Origin of the sequence: Streptomyces sp. L7, from assembly GCF_050990935.1 — a bacterium.
Lineage (GTDB): Bacteria > Actinomycetota > Actinomycetes > Actinomycetales > Microbacteriaceae > Leifsonia.
Map to the genome: position 1 here is coordinate 3,677,128 of NZ_CP194644.1, position 15,522 is coordinate 3,692,649.

Annotated in this window: 15 protein-coding genes and 1 pseudogene; 5 read left to right on the top strand and 11 right to left on the bottom strand. The window is 67.8% G+C overall.

All coding sequences use genetic code 11. The features are described 5' to 3' along the window. Together ACR5MH_RS18605 and ACR5MH_RS18610 are read right to left on the bottom strand one after the other, a co-directional pair. On the bottom strand, positions 1–795 hold the full coding sequence (locus ACR5MH_RS18605; protein ID WP_431348548.1) for a Crp/Fnr family transcriptional regulator: 795 nt from the start codon (positions 793–795) through the stop codon (positions 1–3). Further along, on the bottom strand, positions 792–1,238 hold the full coding sequence (locus tag ACR5MH_RS18610) for a hypothetical protein (protein ID WP_431348549.1): 447 nt from the start codon (positions 1,236–1,238) through the stop codon (positions 792–794). The genes ACR5MH_RS18605 and ACR5MH_RS18610 overlap by 4 nt, the downstream gene beginning before the upstream one ends. A 195-nt stretch (positions 1,239–1,433) precedes the next feature. Here ACR5MH_RS18610 and ACR5MH_RS18615 point away from each other — a divergent pair, with 195 nt between their 5' ends. Continuing rightward, positions 1,434–2,894 (top strand): APC family permease, encoded by a 1,461-nt coding sequence (locus ACR5MH_RS18615; protein WP_433862043.1) that lies wholly within the window; start codon positions 1,434–1,436, stop codon positions 2,892–2,894. On the opposite strand, the gene ACR5MH_RS18620 is transcribed toward ACR5MH_RS18615, so the two are convergent. The 5 genes from ACR5MH_RS18620 to ACR5MH_RS18640 all read right to left on the bottom strand — a co-directional run bounded on the left by ACR5MH_RS18620 (position 2,875) and on the right by ACR5MH_RS18640 (position 8,178). After that, positions 2,875–4,290, bottom strand: a complete 1,416-nt coding sequence (locus ACR5MH_RS18620) for a class I adenylate-forming enzyme family protein (protein WP_431348550.1) — start codon at positions 4,288–4,290, stop codon at positions 2,875–2,877. The genes ACR5MH_RS18615 and ACR5MH_RS18620 overlap by 20 nt on opposite strands. Positions 4,291–4,322: 32 nt before the next feature. Continuing rightward, the gene (locus ACR5MH_RS18625) at positions 4,323–5,081 is read right to left on the bottom strand and encodes a class I SAM-dependent methyltransferase (protein WP_431348551.1); all 759 of its coding nucleotides are present in this window, start codon (positions 5,079–5,081) and stop codon (positions 4,323–4,325) included. Further along, positions 5,078–6,532 carry a dihydrolipoyl dehydrogenase family protein gene (locus ACR5MH_RS18630; protein ID WP_431348552.1) on the bottom strand — a complete coding sequence of 485 codons (1,455 nt, stop codon included), beginning with the start codon at positions 6,530–6,532 and terminating at the stop codon, positions 5,078–5,080. The genes ACR5MH_RS18625 and ACR5MH_RS18630 overlap by 4 nt, the downstream gene beginning before the upstream one ends. A 488-nt stretch (positions 6,533–7,020) precedes the next feature. Further along, on the bottom strand, positions 7,021–7,233 hold the full coding sequence (locus tag ACR5MH_RS18635) for a hypothetical protein (protein WP_147440224.1): 213 nt from the start codon (positions 7,231–7,233) through the stop codon (positions 7,021–7,023). 213 nt (positions 7,234–7,446) lie between these two features. Then, positions 7,447–8,178, bottom strand: coding sequence for a molybdopterin-dependent oxidoreductase (locus ACR5MH_RS18640; RefSeq protein WP_433862044.1), 732 nt, complete (start codon positions 8,176–8,178; stop codon positions 7,447–7,449). Between ACR5MH_RS18640 and ACR5MH_RS18645 the strand changes: the two genes are divergently transcribed. Together ACR5MH_RS18645 and ACR5MH_RS18650 are read left to right on the top strand one after the other, a co-directional pair. After that, the gene (locus ACR5MH_RS18645) at positions 8,158–8,481 is read left to right on the top strand and encodes an ATP-binding protein (protein ID WP_183080083.1); all 324 of its coding nucleotides are present in this window, start codon (positions 8,158–8,160) and stop codon (positions 8,479–8,481) included. The two genes, ACR5MH_RS18640 and ACR5MH_RS18645, sit on opposite strands and share 21 nt — an antisense overlap. Beyond that, positions 8,478–9,137, top strand: coding sequence for a response regulator transcription factor (locus ACR5MH_RS18650; protein ID WP_431348554.1), 660 nt, complete (start codon positions 8,478–8,480; stop codon positions 9,135–9,137). The genes ACR5MH_RS18645 and ACR5MH_RS18650 overlap by 4 nt, the downstream gene beginning before the upstream one ends. On the opposite strand, the gene ACR5MH_RS18655 is transcribed toward ACR5MH_RS18650, so the two are convergent. Further along, entirely contained in the window at positions 9,091–9,918 is an 828-nt protein-coding gene (locus ACR5MH_RS18655) for a phosphatase PAP2 family protein (RefSeq protein ID WP_433862045.1), read from the bottom strand. The two genes, ACR5MH_RS18650 and ACR5MH_RS18655, sit on opposite strands and share 47 nt — an antisense overlap. A gap of 124 nt (positions 9,919–10,042) precedes the next feature. Between ACR5MH_RS18655 and ACR5MH_RS18660 the strand changes: the two are divergent. Beyond that, a pseudogene (locus ACR5MH_RS18660) lies at positions 10,043–10,948 on the top strand (IS5 family transposase). Between the two features lie 303 nt (positions 10,949–11,251). On the opposite strand, the gene ACR5MH_RS18665 reads toward ACR5MH_RS18660, so the two are convergent. After that, positions 11,252–11,446, bottom strand: coding sequence for a hypothetical protein (locus tag ACR5MH_RS18665; RefSeq protein ID WP_121263600.1), 195 nt, complete (start codon positions 11,444–11,446; stop codon positions 11,252–11,254). A gap of 299 nt (positions 11,447–11,745) precedes the next feature. Further along, positions 11,746–13,104 (bottom strand): FtsW/RodA/SpoVE family cell cycle protein, encoded by a 1,359-nt coding sequence (locus ACR5MH_RS18670; protein ID WP_433862046.1) that lies wholly within the window; start codon positions 13,102–13,104, stop codon positions 11,746–11,748. Positions 13,105–14,004: 900 nt separating this feature from the next. Between ACR5MH_RS18670 and ACR5MH_RS18675 the strand changes: the two genes are divergently transcribed. Then, entirely contained in the window at positions 14,005–14,613 is a 609-nt protein-coding gene (locus tag ACR5MH_RS18675) for a sortase (protein ID WP_431348556.1), read from the top strand. 87 nt (positions 14,614–14,700) lie between these two features. On the opposite strand, the gene ACR5MH_RS18680 is transcribed toward ACR5MH_RS18675, so the two are convergent. Continuing rightward, positions 14,701–15,450, bottom strand: a complete 750-nt coding sequence (locus tag ACR5MH_RS18680) for a CPBP family intramembrane glutamic endopeptidase (RefSeq protein WP_121263597.1) — start codon at positions 15,448–15,450, stop codon at positions 14,701–14,703. Between the last annotated feature and the right edge of the window lie 72 nt (positions 15,451–15,522).

Here is a 15,522-nt window from a genome sequence, read left to right on the forward strand (position 1 = left end):
TCAGAGCGCGTCTCTGGTGAGCTGCCGGAGCCGGGCGGGGTCGGTAATGACGATGCGGCCTCGTCCTTGCCGGATCAGGTCCCGGTCGGCGAAGTCGCTGAGGACTCGGCTGGTGGCCTCCCGGGTGGCGCCGATGACGCTGGCTAGTTGCTCGTGGGTGAGCCGGACCTGGAGGGTGCCGCGGAAGCGTCCGCTGGCGCCGGGGTGGGGGCGGGTGAGATTAAGAAGGGTTGCGGCGACGCGGGCTTGCAGGGGTCGCAACGCCAGGTCGGTGAGTCGGTCCTCCAGCTCGCCGACGCGTTCGCCGAGGATCCGGGCGACGCGGATGGCGATGCGCGGATCGGCGAGGAGGAAGCGTTCGACATCGGTGACCGAGAGCTGGCAGATGAGCGCGTCATCGATCGCTTCGGCGTAGCTGTCGTACATCCGCTGGCCGACCAGAGCCATCTCGCCGAAGACCGCCCCGGGTTCCAGGATCGCGAGGGTGAGCGCCTTGCCGTCCTCCGCCACCCGGAAGATGCGGACGCGGCCGGCCTTCAGAATGAAGAGCGATCGGATCGGCTGGGCCTGGCTGTACAGCAGCTGCCCGCGGCTGAAGGGCACCGCGGGGGCCATGCGGTCCATGGCTTCGATCTCTGCAGCACTGAGGTCGGCGAAGAGGTCCACCTCGCTCAGGCAGGAGAAGGGGTCCCGTGGGCCTGCGTCGGCGGCGTGGTTCTGCGCCGACGCCGGCCCGAGCGGCGACCACGGCGCCGACTTGCCGAGTCCGCCCAGTCGGGGGTCGATATCGCTCATGCTCGCCTCCGGGCGATCGGGACGGCGACGGCCGCCAGGATGAGGGCGTAGATCAGGTGCCCCATCAGGGACAGCATCGTGGTTGCGCCGAACGATAACACGGCGCCCCCGAGCATCAGCGGCATCATGATCAGCGGCCCGAACACCCACAGGATAACCCCGTAGATCGCACCGGCGGTCAGCCCGCGGCCCCACGAGGTGAGCCATCGGCCGCCGAGTAGTGCGAACACCAGCCCGTAGAAGATCGAGATCATGATGTGGATTCCGAAGCCGACGATCGGGGAGGTGGAGTGGAGCATCCCGGCGATGGTGGTGAGCATGCCCATCATCGACATCATCATGCCGAAGACCACACCGCCGGCGATCCCGCCGACGGCGCCGGCGAGCAATCGTCGGCCCAGCCCGGCTGTGGTGAACCCGGTTGTGGAGGCGTGTGCAGTCATTGCGATTCCCCTTTCTCGAGAATTCGATGCTGCGACGCTAGAAGCATCTCGCCCCACCGGTCTGTGACCGAGACCACAGTTCCGGAAAATCGGTCGGTACGAACCGGCATCCGATCGGATTCGAGCCTCGATTTGGCAGGAGTTCGGTGAGCGTCATCACAGTAGGCGCGAGCGGTGGAGGAGGAGGATCAGGGAGTGATCTCATCGGAATCGGGCGCCAAGAGCGCGGAGAAGCGCTCCCTGCGCCGGGACAGCATCGCGTTCGTGGGAACGGTCGGCTCGGCCGTCGGAATCCAGGCGCCGGCCGGAGGAGTGAGCTTCCTGCCCGCCTTGATGGCGGGCATCGTAGGGCTCAGCGGCCCGGCGTCGTTCGGTTCGGCCGTGGTGGTGATGCTGTTCGTCGCGTTCGCATTCGTGGTGTTCACCCGCGCGTTCGCCTCAGCGGGCTCGGTGTACACCTTCACCGGGCGGGTACTGGGCGTACGATATGGCGTCTTCGCGGCCTGGTTGCTCCTGCTGGCCTACGTGGCGTTCGCCTCGTCCGTGTTCGCGTCGAACGCGAACGCGCTGGTCACCCTGTTCTTCCCGCAGCTTCTCGGCACACCGTTCTGGTTGGTGATGGCGGGGCTGCTCTGGGCGGCGACGATCTTCCTGGTGCGGTACTCCATCCGCGTCTCGACCGTGCTGATCTTCGTCCTAGAAGCGGTCGCGGTGGTTCTGATCGGTGTTGTCGCCGTCGCGATGCTCGTCCACGAGCCGGCCCGAGTGGCGTCGTTGGGGCTGCAGCCCTTCAATCCGGTCGGTGTTCCGATCGGCGTCCTCGCTCCGGGGGTCATCTTCGCATTCACCGGGTTCGCGGGGTTCGAAGTCGCTGCGACGTTGGGGGAGGAGTCGCGTGCCCCGCGCCGGGTGATTCCAGCTGCGATGGTCACCGCCCTGGTGGTCTCGGGAGCGATCTACACGGTGATGTCGTACGTCGAGACGGTGGCCTATCCGTCGGCGTCCGCGTTAGCAGCAGCCGCCGATCACGGGGTGCCGTTGGCGGCGATCGCGGACCGCTTCGTCGGGTCCGGGATGGGCGCGGCCGTCATCGTCGCCTCGATCATCAGCGGGTTTGGGGCACAGTTGGCCGCAGCCAACGGTGCGGCGCGGCTGCTGTTCGCGGGAGGCCGTGCCGGGATCGTGCCGGGCCGGGTCGAATTCACCCATCCACGGTTCCGCACCCCGACCCGCGCGATCGCGGTTGTGGCAGTGGCGACGATCGTGCCGTTGCTCGCGTTGAATTCCCGCTCGCCGCTCGGCGCTTTCGACGACCTGGCGACCTACGGCGCGGACCTGATCGTGGTCGCCTACCTGCTGAGCCTGATCGCCGCGGTCGTCTTCTCGATCCGACAGCGCCGCGCCGCTCGAGTCGTCGTCCTCGCTGTCGGTGTCCTCCTCGTCGGCTACGTGATCGCGGCGACGGTGTTCCCGTTCCCCGCGGGCGAGTCGCGGTGGTATCTCATTGCCGCCGGCCTGTCCCTGGTTGCTGGCGGGGTGATCGCTGCCACGCTGAGGAGGGACCGATTGCGGACCGCGGAGCTCTTCGGAGACGACCCGGTACCGCCCACAGCCGAACGGATGACCGCGAGCAGCGCTACCCGTCCGGTCGAGTGAGCTTCCGGAGTTCCACCAGGTCCGCCTTCCCGGTCGGGTTACGTGGGATCTCCGTCACCACATCGATGCGCCTTGGCCGCGCGAACACCGGCAGCAGCCCCCGAACCCAGATTCGGAGCTCGTCGGTGGTCGCGGGGCTGCCGAGCACGACCGTGGCGGCAACTGCCTCGCCGCCGTCCTGGTCGGGTTCCCCGTAGGCGGCGGCGTCGGTCACAGCTGGGTGGGTGCGCAAGGCGTCCTCGACGGTGGCCGGGGCGATCTTCACGCCGCCTCGGTTGATGAGGCCGGCGACGCGCCCATGGACGGCGACGGTCCCATCCTCCAGAAGCGACGCACGGTCACCGGTGCGCAGCCATCCCGCGTGCAGCCGGTCGCTGGTCGCGGCGGGATTCGCCCAGTATCCGCCGGTGACGACGCCGCCTTGGACCAGAAGCTCCTCATCATCGCCGACCCGTGCGTGCAGCGACGGGATCAGCGTTCCTCCGGCCGGTGTGGTGGTCGTGGTCTCGCGGACGCTGATCATCCCCGCCGTCTCGCTCATCCCGTACACATCGAACAACCGCACCTGAGGCAGTCTTTCCCGCAGAGCGCCCAGCAGCCCGGGCGGCGTCGAGGAGCCGCCGTAGATGATGCTGCGCAATGAGGGGAGGCGCTTGCTGGTGAAGCCGTCTTCGCGCAATAGCTGCGCGAGCATACTCGGGACCAGATCGAGCAGTGTCGCTCTCTCGCGCCGGATGGTTTCGATCAGGGTCCGCGGACGGAACTCCGGCAGGATCACGGCTGTACCGCCCGCGAGCATGATCGGGTTCAACTGCGAGATGTGGCCGGAGACGTAGGAGAACGGCAGATGGATGGGGGTGACTTCACCGACACCCAAGTTCAGCAGGTCACGGTAAGTAGCCGCCACGGTCATGGTCGCGCGATGGCTGATCGTGACGCCTTTCGGGGTACCGGTCGTGCCGGAGGAGTAGACCAGCGCATAGATGTCGTCCGGGTCGGGTTGTGCTCGGTCGTCGTCCCACTCTCGCGTGCTGCCGCTGAGCACGTCGGTCAGGGGAACGGAGTGCGGGATGCGCACACGACGCTCGTCATCGGCCAGTACGATCGCGGGTTCAGCGTTCTGGATCAGTGCCTCCCAGGACGGCGGGTCCAGGTTGGTGGGCAGCCCTGCGTAGATGAATCCGGCCCGGGCGCACGCCCAGATGAGGATCGCCGACTCCACACGGTTGCCCGAGCACAGCATCACTCGGTCGCCGGGGCGCGCTCCGGCGGCGGCGAGCTCGTCGACCGCGCCCTCGACCCGTTCCGCGAACTGGGCGTACGTCAGGGTTCTGCGGGAGTCTTTCACGAGCGGGGTGTCCGGGAACTCTGACGCTGCGGAGGCGAGATTTGCCACGAGAGTCCCGGGAACGGCGCTCGGTCTCGGCATCAGGCGACCGCCGGCTGTGCGACCAGCTGTCGAAGCGGGATCGGCATAGTTCGGGCGCTGCGAGCAAGCCGGCGCAAATACGCGACCGCATTCTCCTCGTGCCCGTTCCGCAAGTACAGCGAGCGGGCCAGCAATTCCGCGCCGCCGTCACCGAGCCCGAATCGGTAGGTCGTGATCCGATCTTCCGTGAGCTCCAACCCGTGGGTGCGGAGAAGGCTCGCGGCGTGCCGGAGCTGTCGGTCGTTGCGGTAGCCGAGGCCACCGTGGACGGCGCTGAGCAGCTTTCCGCTGATGAGGAGATCGGCCGGGCGTGTCGGATGGGTGGGGAGGAGGGCGAGTAGGACCCCATCGGGGGCGAGCACCCGGCGGACCTCGTCCAGGACCGTTTCCAGCTCGGGGAGGATCATCAGCGCCATCGAGCACACCACGGCTCGTGCTGCGCCGTCAGGGAACGGGAGGGCGCGGGCATCCCCGACGTCGACGGTCTCGGCGCCGCGGGCGCGCGCTTTCGCGATCTCGGCCGGGGAGGCGTCGATGCCGTGATAACGACCCCGGAGTTCCGGCCGCCATAGCGGTGCGCTTCCGCAGGCGAGGTCCACGATGAGGCCGTCGGTGGGGAGCAGCGACGCCAGCCAGTCATATCCCGTTCTCCCCGTATCATCGACGCTCGCAGCGAGGACGTCCTCCGTGATTCCGGGCCGCTGCTCGTGGAAGGAGTCCAGGTACGCATCCCAGTCATCGCCGGGCTCCACGCTCATCGGACGTCTCCCGCGCTCGCTGTCCGGCGTTCCGACCTCCGGAATCCGATGCCGCGGGCCCGGCGCAGCAGTTGCGCGGCCCGTCCCGTCACGCCCTCGCGGATGCGCCGCTGGGATTCGAGGATGGCGGCGTTCCAGATTCCGTCGTTGTAGGTCGGGTAGGGGTGCGTCGTAGCGGCGATGTCGGAGACCGTAAGACGCGCCGACACCGCGAGGACGAGTTCGCCGATGCTCTCTCCGGCGCGTGGGCCCACGATCGTCCCGCCACGCAGCCGGCCGCGGCGATCGACGACGAGCTGGGTGAATCCGGACGTGTCCTCGTCGGTGATGGCTCGATCGAGGTGCCGATGCTGCACAGTGATCACCCGCCGCCCCGGGGCCCCGGCGAGGGCGGATGATTCGCCGACCGACGCGACTTCCGGGTCGGTGAAGATCACTCGAGGCTCGCCTGTTGCTGGCCCGGGCTTCTTCGAGCCCAGAAGAGCGTTCCGGGCAGCGATCGCGCCGCTCACGCCCGCGGTGTGCGTGTGCTTCGAAGTGGACGTAACGTCGCCCGCCGCCCAGACCGCAGGATTCGCGGTCCGCAACGCGCGGTCGGTGCTGACCCACCCGTCGTCGTCCTGTCCGATCCCGGCCGCACCGAGATCAAGGGCATCGAGGATCGGGACACGGCCGCCGGCGAACAGCACACGCTCGAACGGCACTGACGTGTCATCGTCGAGGACCGCGGACGAGGTGCCGGCCTCGCCCTGCTCCACCCGCGCCAGGGTGCGGCCGGTGACGACCCTGACCCCGTCAGCCTCCAGCGCACGCAGCACGAGCGAGCGCGCCTTCGGATGCTCACCCGGCAGGATCTCGTTCCCAAGCTGGATCAGCGTCACGTCCACGCCCAGCCGGGCCAGCGCCTGGGCCAGCTCGCAGCCCATCGGACCGCCGCCGATGACCAGCATGCTCGAGGGAAGCTCCGGCAGCTCCCAGAGCGTGTCGCTGGTCAGCGCATCCTCCTCCGGCAGTCCCGGAACGAAGAACGTCGCAGGATGTGAACCGACTGCGAGGATCGCTCGCTGGAACCGCACCTCCTCACCGCCGACCATGACGGCGTTGGGGCCGATGAACTGCGCTGCGCCGGACATCACCGAGACGCCGAGCGCTGCCAGCGAGTCCGCGGAGTCCGTCGGGGCGATACGGCTCTCGGCGCGGGCGATGGCCTCGAACACACCCGCGCGCGCCGCTGCGCCGCTCTGGGCGCCCGCTCCCGAGAGCGCTGCGATGCGTGCCGACGCGATCATGCTCTTGGAGGGAATGCATCCGGTCCACAGGCATTCGCCACCCAGACGCCCCCGCTCGACCAGGATCACTCGGGCTCCGAGCAAACGCGCGGTCCGCGCCGCGATCAAGCCGGCGCTGCCGCCGCCGATGACGATCAGCTCGCACAGATGGTGGTCGCGCATTGAGCCTCCCGGATCCGCAGCATCTCCAAGCACTCAATCATGAGTCGGTGGCCGCCGGATGTGAATCGGATCACAGAAAGTGATTTCGTCAGTATTGGCAACGAGCTGTGTTGTCCGGCGGCGGATGTGACTGTCACAAAAGCTGCTGTCGTGGCGGTTCGAGCGGACGGCGATTTTGTATTTATGCCGTCCAGGGCCGACTGGTAGACGTCTCGTTGTCCCCGGGCTTGCTCTGGCTGTAAGAGATCGTCGTGCCGGAGAGCGAGGTTGCAGCCGGCGCAGTCCGCGTCGAGACGATCCTCCCGTTTCAAGACGACTTTCACGATCGGGGTTGTTTGACCGCCACATCCGCGGGAAGCCCGCGACGGGGAGTGGCCGTGGGCGGCGCCGCCACCGGCAGCCCGCATGTTGTCGGGAGGCTAGCGTGAAAAAGGTTTGGCCGAGGAATTACGGCCCCGGGCTTACGGAACCAGGCACTCAGTCTTCGCTTATACCTGGACCTGGGTCGCGCACATCAGTGCTACCGCGAGGCCGCGTTGAGTAGCCCGCAGCACAATGATGGACTCCCAGCGGTCCTGGAGGGCGCTGGCATCGGCGGGCACGGCGTCCACGTCGGCCGCGACTGCGAGCGCAGCGTCGGTGGTCTTGGCGATCCGGGCGAAGAGCAACAACCATGTGAGCACGAGTGCGAAACCAACCACGGCGAGAACAGCCGCCAGCGGTGAGGCGCTGACGAAGGCGAGTACGACGGCGGTCGCGGTGAATATCGTGCCACTTCAACGGTCACTCGCGGTGGTCGGGCGACTCCGTCTGTTCACAGACGTCGAGGGCCTCCTGACCGGCCGCGCAAGTGAGGAAACAAGCCAAAGGCCGGGCGCTGATTGCCGCCCTGCAGCTAGAGCCAACGTACTTCCTCACCCCACCCGCACCAGTGTCGACGGCCACCCGGTGGACTCGTTCGGCGCGATCGAGGTGCGCTTCTCCTCCTGCAGCCGGCCGGCGCGGTCGGTGGCGCGCACGGCGAGCGTGTGCGAGCCGGAGGTGGCGTCCCAGTCGAGGGACCACTGCACCCAGGTGTCGGCGTTGATGGCGGCGGCCAGCGTGGCCTCCTGCCAGGGGCCGCCGTCGATCTGCACCTCGACCTTCCGGATCCCGATCGTCTGCGCCCAGGCGACGCCCGCGATCTTCGTCTGTCCGGCCGAGAGCGGCCGGTCGATCCGGGGCGTGTCGATGCGGCTGGAGAGCTTGATCGGCGCCTTCTCGCTGTAGCCGCGGGGCGTCCAGTAGGCCTGGTCGGCGGTGAACGTCGTGACCTTCAGCTCGGTGAGCCACTTGGTCGCCGAGACGTAGCCGTAGAGGCCGGGGACGACCATCCGCACCGGGAAGCCGTGCTCCAGCGGCAATGGCTCGCCGTTCATGCCGACCGCCAGGATGGCGTCGCGGCCCGGGTCGGTGAGCGCGGTGAGCGGCGTGCTCGCGGTGAAGCCGTCGACGCTGCGCGACAGGACCATGTCGGCGCCGTGCCGGGGACGGGCGCGGGCGAGCACCTCTCGCACCGGCACGCCGAGCCAGCGGGCATTGCCGACGAGGTTGCCGCCGACCTGCGCCGCTGGCTGGTCGCCCTCTTGGAGAACGCGATCGATCACTCACCGGCGGGCGGAACCGTCACCGTCGTGGCCAAGCGAAGCGCAGCGAACGCGAGGATCGACGTGACCGACCAGGGCCGAGGTGTCGTCGGGATCTCACCGGATCGGGTGTTCGACCGGTTCGCCCACGGCGCGTCCGCGCGGACGTCCCGCGGTGAGACCCGCACCCGGCACGGGATCGGGCTTGCGCTCGTCCGAGAGCTCGCCGAGCGATACGACGGAACAGTGGACGTCGTGAGGACCGGACCCCAGGGGTCGACATTCAAACTCGTCCTTCCGCTCGCTCGCGGCGGTGCGGCATGAGCGGGCGTCTGCTGATCGTCGAGGACGACCCGCGGCTCGGGCCGATCATGGAGTCGATGCTCTCCATGGACTGGGAGGTGCAGCTGTGCACCTCGGCCGAGGCCGCACTCCGCGAGGCGACCACAACCTACTACGACGTCATGGTCGTTGACCGCCGGCTGCCGGGGATGAGCGGCGAGGGCTTCGTCCGCGCACTCCGGCACCGCTGGCTCGGCACCCCGATCCTGATGCTGACCGCGCTCGGAGAGCTCCACGACCGGATCGAGGGTCTGGACGCGGGTGCGAACGTCTACCTGGTGAAGCCGTTCGAATTCGACGAACTGCGGGCCAGGTTCCGGGCGCTGACCCGCGACTACACCGGGCGAAGCGACGGCATCGAGATCGGCAGCTGGACGTTCTTCCCCGCTGACCACAGTGTGGACTCGCCCTACGCGGGCCGCATCATGCTGACCGAGACCGAGGCGGCGCTTCTGGCGGTCCTCGCCCGCGAGCCGAATCGCACCTTCTCCCGGGAGCACCTGCTCTCAGCCGTCTTCGAACGCGGCGAGCGCATCGCGTCAGTGGAGACTTACGTGCACTACCTGCGCCGGAAGACGGACCGCGAGCTGATCACGACTGTGCGCGGTTGGGGCTATCGCTTGGGAACACCGGCTTGAGCGTCCGCCGCCAGCGCAGCCAGCCCGCGCCCCCATCCACGACGATCACGCGGGCGGCCGGCGCCATGGCCAGAGCCCACACGATCGACGCGAGCACATCCGTCGGGTAGTGCAACCCGTCACTGACGACGGCGACACCCACGATCACCGTCGCGGCAGCGCCCAGAACGACGACGAGCCACCGCCACCGGGTCTCCCGGAACAGGAACCAGGCCGCGAACGCCAGCGCGAGCACGAACGCAGTGTGGCCGCTTGGGAATGACCCATCGACCTGCGCCGGCACGTATGCGTGGGCCAGGGACGTCGCTTCCGGTCGGGGCCGGTCGACGATCACCTTGAGCACGGCGACCGGCAGCCAGGTGACAGCGACGATCAGCCCGAAGGAGACCGCCGTCAGGAACGAACGCGAGATAAACCAGACGACCCCGGCCAGCACAACGGTCAGCGCGACGGCAGCTGCAGGCCCGACCAGGACGTACACGAGATCGGCGAACAATCCCCATGCTCCCGTGTGCACCTGGTTCAGCGCGACCACCGCGCCGAGATCGAACGGATGTCCCTTGAGGAAAAGTCCGGCGACGAGCAGGAGGATTCCGACGACGGCCGCGACCGCGATTGCGACGAGCGGTCGGCGCGACGGGCGGAACATCCCCGAACGCTTAACAACAGGGGTGCTGCGAGAAATGGTGGCGGACCTGTCCATGAAAACCCTTCCGCACACCACAGGCGACAGAGAGGTGTGCCGTCCAAGGTTCTCCGACCCGCACCAAGGATCGACCAAGAATGCGCGACGATACCTGAATGCTTGTGCCGTGGCTGCGCGGCCGTACTGGGGCGTATCTCCCATATCTGTGGTGAGGCTCGCCGCAGTCTTGTGGGATGAGGTCGACGGGTCGCGGTATCGGGTGTTCACGGATGAGCAGTGGGCGCGGATCGAGCCGCTGCTGCCGTCGAATGCGGGTATGCGGGGTCATCCGTTCGGTGATAACCGACGGGTGGTCGAGGGGATCACGTACCGGTTCCGGACGGGGATCCCATGGCGGGATCTCCCACGGGGCGAGTTCGGGCCGTGGCAGACGGTGCGGAAGCGGCACCGCCGCTATGCCGGTGATGGCACCTGGGATCGTGTGTTCGCGCAGATCCTCGCCGAAGCCGACGCGGCGGGGAAGATCGACTGGGCCGTGTCGGTGGATGCGACGATCGCGCGAGCGCATCAGCACTCGACGAACACGACCCGCCCGGAGCAGGACACAGGGGGCGGGATCGAATCACAAGAATCTGCCCTGGCACGAGGTTGAACCGCCCGGGCACGGGATCGGCCGCTCCCGCGGCGGGCCGACCACGACGATGCACCAGGCTGTCGATGGGCACGGTCGTCCGTTGGTGATGATCGTCACCGGCGGGCAGCGTAACGCGGCGGTGCGATGCTGACCGTGGTCCTCGCCCAGATCCATGTTCCCCGTCTCGGTCGCGGGCGGACCCGGACCAGGCCCGACGCGGTGATCGCCGACCGCGCCTATGCGACAGGTGTCATCCGTAGCGAGCTGCGACGCCGCGGCATCAAGTCCGTGATCCCGGACAAGCGGGATCAGGCGGCCGCCCGCAATCGACGTGGTCTCCGGGGCGGACGCCCTCCCGGTCTCGACGAGGTGGCCTACAACGGTCGCAACGTCGTCGAGCGGTACTTCGCGCTCGCCAAGCAATGGCGCGGTATCGCGACGAGGTTCGACAAGCTCGTGCTCACCTACCGTGCCGGCGTTACGATCTGCGCCATCCTCACCTGGCTCCGCCAAATGAGAGACACACCCTAGAGCGCGGTGGCAGCACCATCGGCGAGCCGGACCACATCATGCTCAACGACAGGACGGGCTTGCCCCAGACCTCGACGGGGAAGGGTGCGTCGGGTGGGGATTTGCGAAGAGACTGCGACCGATATCGCCTCCTCCGGAAGGCTCCACACTGCATCACTCCAGCCAGCCAGGATATCCCGGGCCTGGTCGATCGGGTGGATCACGGAACCGGCGACGATCTCCGGGCCGACATCGTGCAGCTCGAAATCGAACGATGTCGCAACGCCGAAGTTGCCGCCGCCGCGGGACGCCCAAACATCCGGCTCACTCTCGGCCGTCCACGCTGATGGGGCGCTCGGCGGTGACGAGATCGACCACGCGAAGGCCGTCGCAGGTGACGCCGAAGCGCCGCCTGAGCCGGCCGACCCCGCCATCGACGACGAACCCGGCGACCACGGTGGTGAAGATGATGTCGCCGACCGTTGCCAGCCAGAAGGCCTTACTCTCACCGTTGAACAACCCAGGTCATTCCGGTCTGCACGCGCGTCAGCGCCCCTTGGGGCGAAAAGCCGCATTAGCGTGAGTCGCGAAGACCTCCGGTGAAAATGTGAGCTTGGAAACCATCGGGGTGCAGCGTGTCGGCCCGTTCGGGCACCAGTGGCGCTGGCAGGGGTGCCCGCGCCGTCCCGGGCCACGGGAGCGCGCGCGTCGACCCCGTCTCCATTCCGCCGTCCGTCCCCACTCCGACGTCGGTCGCGCTGCCCTATTCCGTCGGGGGCAGCCGCCGCGCAGCAGACCTACACCCCGGAGAACTGAGTTCAGGAGGCGTTGCGGAGTCGGTGGGGGAGTCGTCGAACGCTGGAGAGCCGCATCAGCAGCGCCCCGATGATCCAGTTGGCGATGAGCGAGGAGCCTCCGGCCGCCAGGAAGGGCGTGGTCAGGCCGGTGAGCGGGATGACCCGGGTGACGCCGCCGATTATGATGAAGGCTTGGAGGGCCACCCCGAACGACAGCCCGACGGCGAGGAGGGCGCCGAAGTCGTCGGCGCTGTCGAATCCGATCCGCAGGCCGCGGAAGGTGACCAGCAGGTAGAGGCTGAAGATCGCGAACAGGCCGGCGAGGCCGAGTTCCTCGCCGAGGCTGGCGACGATGTAGTCGCTCTGCGAGACGGGGGTCACCCAGGGCTGCCCCTGGCCGAGCCCGGTGCCGATGATCCCGCCGTGGGCGATGCCGAACAGGCCTTGGACGAGTTGGAAGCTGCCGCCGTTGGCGTCGTAGATGTGCTGGTCGAAGGGGGTGAGCCAGTTGGCGAAGCGGAGGTGCACGTAGGTCAGGGCGGCGTTGGCTGCGGCCCCGCCGATGACGATCAAGACGGCGCCGATGGCCAGCCAGCCGATCCGGCCGGTTGCGACGTAGATGACGACGAGGAAGATCCCGAAGTACAGCAGTCCCGGCCCCAGGTCGCGCTGGAGGATCACGACGACGATCGATAGCAGCCACACCAGCACGACCGGGCCGAGGTGGCGCACGCGGGGGAACCGCATGCCCAGGAAGCGGCGGCCGAGCAGCGAGAGCGCGTCTCTGTGCCGCATGAGATAGCCGGCGAAGAACGCGGCCAGCGCGATCTTCGCGATCTCGCCAGGCTGGAAGCTGAACGCGCCGATGCCGATCCAGGCCCGCGCCCCGGACACCGTCTTGCCGATGCCGGGCAGTAGCGGCAGCAGCAGGAGAGCGAACGCGACCAGGCCCACGGTGTAGGTGTACCGGTTGAGGACCTGGACGTTGCGGATGACGACGAGGGTGAGGATGGCGCAGACGATCGCGATCGCGCACCAGACGATCTGCCGCACGCTGGTGCTTCCCCAGCCGCTGTACCCGTAGTGGAGGTCGATCCGGTAGATCTCGGCGATGCCCAGCCCGGTGAGCACCATCATGATCGGCAGGAAGAACGGGTCGGCCGTAGGTGTCAGGAACCGCATCACGACGTGCATGGCGAGCGCGAGCAGCGGCGAGATGGCGCTGAGCTGCAGGAAGCCGGGCTCGATCCTGCCGAGGGCGCCGAGCTGCACCAGCGCGACTGCCGCGACCGAGATGCAGCCTGCCACGAGTAGGAGTAGCAGCTCGACGTTTCGGATCCGCACCGCGGTACTGGCGCCGTACGAGAGAGTCGCGTTCATCTTTCGTGGTCCGTTTGCGGGCGACACATGTGACTACACACGCGATCAATCCTTCGGCACAAGCGAGTAATTGAAGCTGTCCCATTCTGACTGGCGCTTGCGCTGAACACGTTGTTAGAGTCCTGTCAGGAAGCGCCGTCCAACTCGCGGCACGCACCCCAGTGTCAGCAACAGATCCTGCCCGCGCCTCGAGGGTATCATCCTCCGGGTCACGAACTAGAGTGGTCGGAGACGATCACTTGAATCGGAAACAGGGCCGCGCTCCCGTCCTCCTGCGGGATCTTCCGCGCAGGAACCACACGTTGCGCTGGGCCGCATCACCGCCGCCCAATTCAACCGGCCCACGGGTGCATCGGCCGATGCTCGTCGATCGCGGCGCCTTCGCGCTCGGCTTTGACTGGCTGATCGTCCGGTGGGACCCGCTGGGGATCATCGCTGCTGCCCGGCGCCGCTGTCCCGCCGGGCGCCCGGCGGCGGCCCAGGTCCGTGCCGAGCAGGGGCTCAGGACGCTGGACGCACTCGCCGGGTACGCCACGGAGCACCGGCGAAGCGTTGGCGAAGAGGGCGGCCGGATCGAGGCCGGCGTTCGCGCGGACCTGTCAGTGTCCGAGTTCGACCGGCCACTTCGCGGCCGCGCCGGCGCTGGCGGCGGTCGCTTGGGTGATCGTCGAATCTGGCCAGACATCGGACGAGCGGGTGTCAGCTGCCGCTGCGGCCCCTTCGACACTTCTCCCGAACGGCTTGCCGTCCCCCTAATCGGTACCCCCAAAACGAAGGACAAGATACGAGCGGCTTGTGATTTTCCGGCTGTCCCCAAATGGGCCAGCGGGCACAGAGCAGTCGAACTTTGCCTAGATACTCGCATTGTCGCAAACTTCGCCCCTATACTTGCAGTCGCCCATGAAAGACGCCGAATCGGCGAAAATCACTGCAACCTCAAAGGGGGATAGTCCTGTGTTCAAGAAGATTCTTGCAGTCGTTGCGCTTACGATCGCAGCCGTTTTCGCCGTGCCGATGGCGGCAAGCGCCGCTGGCTATGTGCCATCGAGCAATGTGACGGTCAGCAACTCGAACCCGGCTCCCGGCCAGACGGTCGTTGTCAGCTTCAAGGCTGGCTCCTTCCTGGCCAGCGAGAACGTCCAGTTCACGCTCACTGGTCAGGATGCTGCGGGTGCTTCGCTCGCGTCGCTGCACGCGGTCGTCAACTCGAAGACGCTCGTCAAGCCGGCTTCGTCGACGGGCGCCGTCACTGTTGATGTCACCTTGCCGACCGACGCGAGCGGCACCTACACGCTGACTGCGGCCGGTGTCACCTCCGGAAACGTGGCCACCGTGTCCCTTACCGTCACCCCTGCTGACGCCGCCGGCGCCAGCACGGGCAGCGGCCTTGCCGACACTGGTTCGACCATCTCGCTCATCGCGATCTGGGTCGCCGGCGGCCTGGTGCTCCTCGGCGCCGCGTTCGTCGCGGTGAATGTCATCGTCCGTCGTCAGCGCGCCAAAGCGTAACCACAGGCGACACGATTCAACAGACGGCCCTGCATATCCCGCAGGGCCGTCTTTTCGTCTTCTGCCGCAGGTGAAGCCCGAGGTTTGTCAGTGCGGCCAGGTCAGTGCGACCGCGATCGCGTTGAACACCATGTGGGCCACGATCGCACCGGTCAGCCTCCCGGTGCGGGCGACGATCGCGCCGGCGACGACGCCGAGCACGAGCGTCGCGATGCCGAGCGTCAGCGTCTGCGTCAGGACGGGGGAGCCCTCGACAGCCACATGCAGGGCCGCGAAGAGGACCGCACTGACACCGACCGCCGTCGCGGTCGCAACGCGCGCTGACATCCTCACGCGGCACACCGCCTCGACCGCCCGCTGCAGGAGACCGCGGAAGAAGACCTCCTCGACCAACGGACCGATGACGACGGGGAACGCGATGGCCGCAATCGTCTGCCATCCCTGCGGCCCACCGTCGATTGCCGACGAGGAGCCGAGCCCGGTCTGCCCGCTGACCACGACGGTGGCAAGGAGCACGACGGCCCGTGCCAAGAGGCCCCCGCCGAGACCCCACGCGAGATCGACGGGTCTGGCATGCAGAGCCAGACGGTCCCGTAGCTGCCGGGAAACCATCCGTGCGCACCCGACCGCGACTGCGAGGAGCAGCGGACCCCACACCACTACGTAGGAGAGCACGTCGGCGACGGCCGGATCGACCTCCCGACGCTGCACGGCTTCCGACAGCCACGCGGACGCCACCACGACGACCACCATGGCGATCACCGCTATCGAGACGTCACGGATCGGGCGTAGGACGGGTAAAGCGGTCGTGAGGGCGGGCAGGCGGGGGCCGGACATGCTCCCAACCTACGGGAAACGAGGCGGCCCGACGGTCTTCGGCCCACCGCGGAAATGCAAGTGTTGACCGCT